This is a genomic window from Oliverpabstia sp., from assembly GCF_022785585.1.
Taxonomy (GTDB): Bacteria; Bacillota; Clostridia; order Lachnospirales; family Lachnospiraceae; genus Oliverpabstia; species Oliverpabstia intestinalis.
This window is the reverse complement of the sequence record NZ_JALFPR010000162.1, coordinates 1-3,676: the sequence shown is the minus strand read 5'-3', so window position 1 is coordinate 3,676 and position 3,676 is coordinate 1. Positions and strand designations below refer to the sequence as shown.

General features: G+C 45.1%; 3 protein-coding genes. 2 read left to right on the top strand and 1 reads right to left on the bottom strand.

What is annotated here, in order from left to right; genetic code table 11:
• Both MSA64_RS11350 and MSA64_RS11345 read left to right on the top strand, forming a co-directional pair.
• Window positions 1-1,000: hypothetical protein (locus tag MSA64_RS11350; RefSeq protein ID WP_287891660.1), on the top strand; the 1,000-nt coding region annotated here is incomplete at its 5' end.
• A 123-nt stretch (window positions 1,001-1,123) separates the two neighbouring features.
• Entirely contained in the window at window positions 1,124-1,819 is a 696-nt protein-coding gene (locus MSA64_RS11345; RefSeq protein WP_154431549.1) for an N-acetylmannosamine-6-phosphate 2-epimerase, read from the top strand.
• A 113-nt stretch (window positions 1,820-1,932) separates the two neighbouring features.
• Here MSA64_RS11345 and MSA64_RS11340 read toward each other — a convergent pair whose 3' ends face one another.
• On the bottom strand, window positions 1,933-3,150 hold the full coding sequence (locus tag MSA64_RS11340) for a Gfo/Idh/MocA family protein (protein WP_287891659.1): 1,218 nt from the start codon (window positions 3,148-3,150) through the stop codon (window positions 1,933-1,935).
• Between the last annotated feature and the right edge of the window lie 526 nt (window positions 3,151-3,676).

Sequence of the window (3,676 nt, the reverse complement as noted above, 5' to 3'; positions counted from 1 at the left end):
ATTCAGAAAAAAGAACTGGAACATGCACAGGCAACAATCAACCGGATCTACAGAGAAGGGTTGTGACAGTCAGAATATGGACAAAAGAAGAACAGCAGTAAACATAGGATGCATCTGCCTCATTTTCCTGTTTATCTTTGGATTTTACAAAGGTATCCAGTGGGATAATACGAGCAGAAGAGAACAGGAAGAAGCAAAAGAACAGAAGGAACTGGATGAAAAAGCAGCAGATGAGAAAGCATATGAGCAGGCAAAGGAATATATGGAAAATTACCGGATCAGCCTGCAAAAAAAGATGCGGGCCGCCGGAATCGAGGATCTCAGAGTATGTTATGAACAATACAATCAGAGAACGTACTCCGATACTTATAATTTCTTGGATGATGATTCCGACTATCAGTATTTTTATTATGAACTGAGTTATTACTGTGACTCCATAGATTCTATATTCGAAGAGGCTACAAAAGATGGAAATCATGATCCTTTTGTGGAACTGCTGAAAGAGGAGTGCAAAGTAAAAGACCAGCGACCGGTGGAAAGAGATGGCTTCTATAAAATATTTGTCGGAGACAGAAAATATGCTGTAAAGATCAATGAAAGAGACCCGGAGGGCGAACTGACAATCTCCCGGGAATACGGAGTGTATTACAGGATCGAGCGGGGAGAAGACGGGTATGAACTTTATACGAACCGGGGAAAAATCTATCCGGAGGAAGAGAAAAATGGATCCGGAAGCGGTAATTCCGGAAGTGCTTCCGGAGATGCCGGAGGATCCGGTTCGGGCAGTTTCTACGGAGATGCCGGAGGATCCGGTTCCGACAGTTTCTCGGGACATTCCGGTGGCTCAGGTTCCCTGAAAAAAACAGATCCCTACGATGTGGATGATTACGATGATCCCGATGATTTTGCGGAAGAGTGGGCAGAAGAATTTGGAGACGATGATTATGATGACGGATATGACGATGCCTATGATTACTGGGAAGAAGAGTATGATGATTAACTAGAGCGTGTGATATCATGCGATAATGAATAGCAGAGAATATTAAAAAGAAAAGAAATTTTCACAATGCAGTTTTGCAGACAATTTTGTGTTTGGGCAAGAGAGGAAAGGTGGAGTTAAAGGATGGAGAAGCAGAAAATATTTGAACAGATCAGGGGAGGGCTTATTGTCTCCTGTCAGGCTTTGGAGCATGAGCCATTGTATACAAAAGAAGGAGGAATCATGCCACTGATGGCGAAAGCAGCAGCGCAGTCGGGAGCAGTCGGAATCCGTGCCAATACTGTACGGGATATTACACAAATTAAAGAAGTAGTAGATCTTCCGGTGATCGGAATTATTAAAAAAGACTATGAAGGAACACCAATGTATATTACGGTGACGATGAAAGAGGTGGATGCCTTAGTCGCATGTGGTGTGGAGATTGTAGCAGTGCAGGGAACCGGTTCCAGACGCCCGGACGGAAGCAGTGCACCGGAATTCATCCGCGCGGTCAAAGAAAAGTACCCGCAGCAGCTGGTGATGGCAGATTGCGCAACGATAGAAGAAGGGATCACATGTGCACAGGCAGGAGCCGATTTTGTGGGGACTACGATGCGTGGCTATACACCGGAGACAAAGGGATGTGATGATATTGATTATGCGTTTATCCATGAACTTTCTGAGAAATGTCCGGCAAAGATCATCGCAGAGGGACATATTCATTATCCGGAACAGGCAAAAAAGGCTCTGGAAGCGGGAGCATTCGCCCTGGTAGTCGGAGGGGCAATCACAAGACCTGCGGAGATCACATCAAGATTTGTTTCGGCAATCCGAAAATAAGAGAGCAAATAGAACGTTGGTATAAAAAAATAGTGCCAGTTGGTTTACATAAAGCCAACTGGCACTGCTTTTTTATGCTTGCAGTTACACGGCAAAAGCTGTGTTTATATAGATTACCGTTCACCGGCTGCGTCCAGACCCATCGCCCATTTTCCGTTGGTAAAATCCGGAATATCAACGACAGCACCGCCTCTGGCTACAGACATCTCGGACAGGGCTGTGATCGCCATCCAGGAAGCTGCATCGTAGACATCTACCGGCATCGGGCTGTCTTCGCGCAGGCACTGGAAGAACTGTTCGAATTCCAGCCAGTCCATGCCGCCGTGGCTGCCCTGGACGCCTTCTTCGAGGAATTTTTTCCAGATCGGATGATCGTAGGTTTCGGCGTAGGTATCAGCGTTTCCGCTGCACTCTTTTCTCCAGTCAAAATCGTGATCGCGGTCTTCTTTGCGGTCGATGAAGACAGAATCGGTGGCTTCTTCGTACATGCCTTTGGTTCCGCGGACAGTGAAGTTACGGCTGTAGTATCTCGGCAGGGTGGTGTCGAGGGTCAGCTGGATGGTTTCTCCGTTGGCACAGCGGATCATTGTGGTGATGATATCACCCTGGGCAAAATGTGCCTGTTTCAGTCTTTCGTCATCGCTCTTATTCTGCATGATGAACTCATGGAGTCCTGCGGACTTGGAGGCGAAGGAAGAAAGGGTGAGCATCCGGTTTCCGTGGTTGATATTCAGGATCCTGGCGATCGGTCCCAGATCGTGAGTCGGATAGTTTTCGCAGTTTCTGGACAGATAATTTCTAAGGCGGTAATGTCTGTTCTCTTTTCCGAATGCGATTTCGTCTCTCAGATCATGCTGATATCCACCGGCGCAGTGAACTACCTCGCCGAGAACACCCTGTTCTACCATATTTAATACCATCAGTTCGCGGCGGCCGAAGCAGCAGTTTTCCAGGAACATGAACGGTGTTTTAGTTTTTTCATAAGCATCGACCAGTTTGTAGCAGTCTTCCAGAGAGTAAGCGCCACCGACTTCCATGGCTACGGCTTTTCCGGCATACATGGCAGCAAGGGCGATCTCTACATGAGATTCCCAGGCGGTTGCGATGATGATCGTATTTACCTCTTCATTTGCGATAATATCTTTATAATCGGTAGATACAAAAGGTGTCGGCTGTCCGGCAGCTTCCACTACTTTCGCTCCTTCCCGGGCGCGATCTTCATAAACATCGCAGACAGCGACAACCTGTTCTTTCTGAGCCAGAACGATATTTTCCAACAGATCTTTTCCACGGCATCCAAGGCCGATATATCCGATTTTAATATTTTCCATTAGAGTCTCTCCTTTATGTGTCTTTTTATAACCATTTAGTAGATAGAGTTCTGCGAGGTTTTCTACTCTCGTAACTGCGAATATGCCGAATGATTATATTCTGAGGTTTATTATACACAGATACCGGGATTTGACAAGGAAAGTACAATCTAAATATTATGAGAAATCGTAACTATTCAGTAGCCACTGTCCACTGTGAAGGAACTGAACAGTTACGAAAAGTAACTATTTATGGAGATAAATGACATCATTGATCGTTATAGTGTAGGAAAAGCGAAATAGATCATACTATTTCTGTAAATGAACGATTTATTCTGATTCCTACTCTCATTATAATTAAGAAGAAAAAGGATGTCAAAAAACATTTTCGTTGCAGAACAATGAATCACAGCGAAGATATATCCGGAGAGGAGGAGGCAGATGACAGTTGAACAGAGAATCAAAACTTGTCTGCTCATTGAAAAAATACATGAGCAGAAGGATTACAGTGAACGGCTTGGTTTAGAGAACAGATCAAGATTTCATG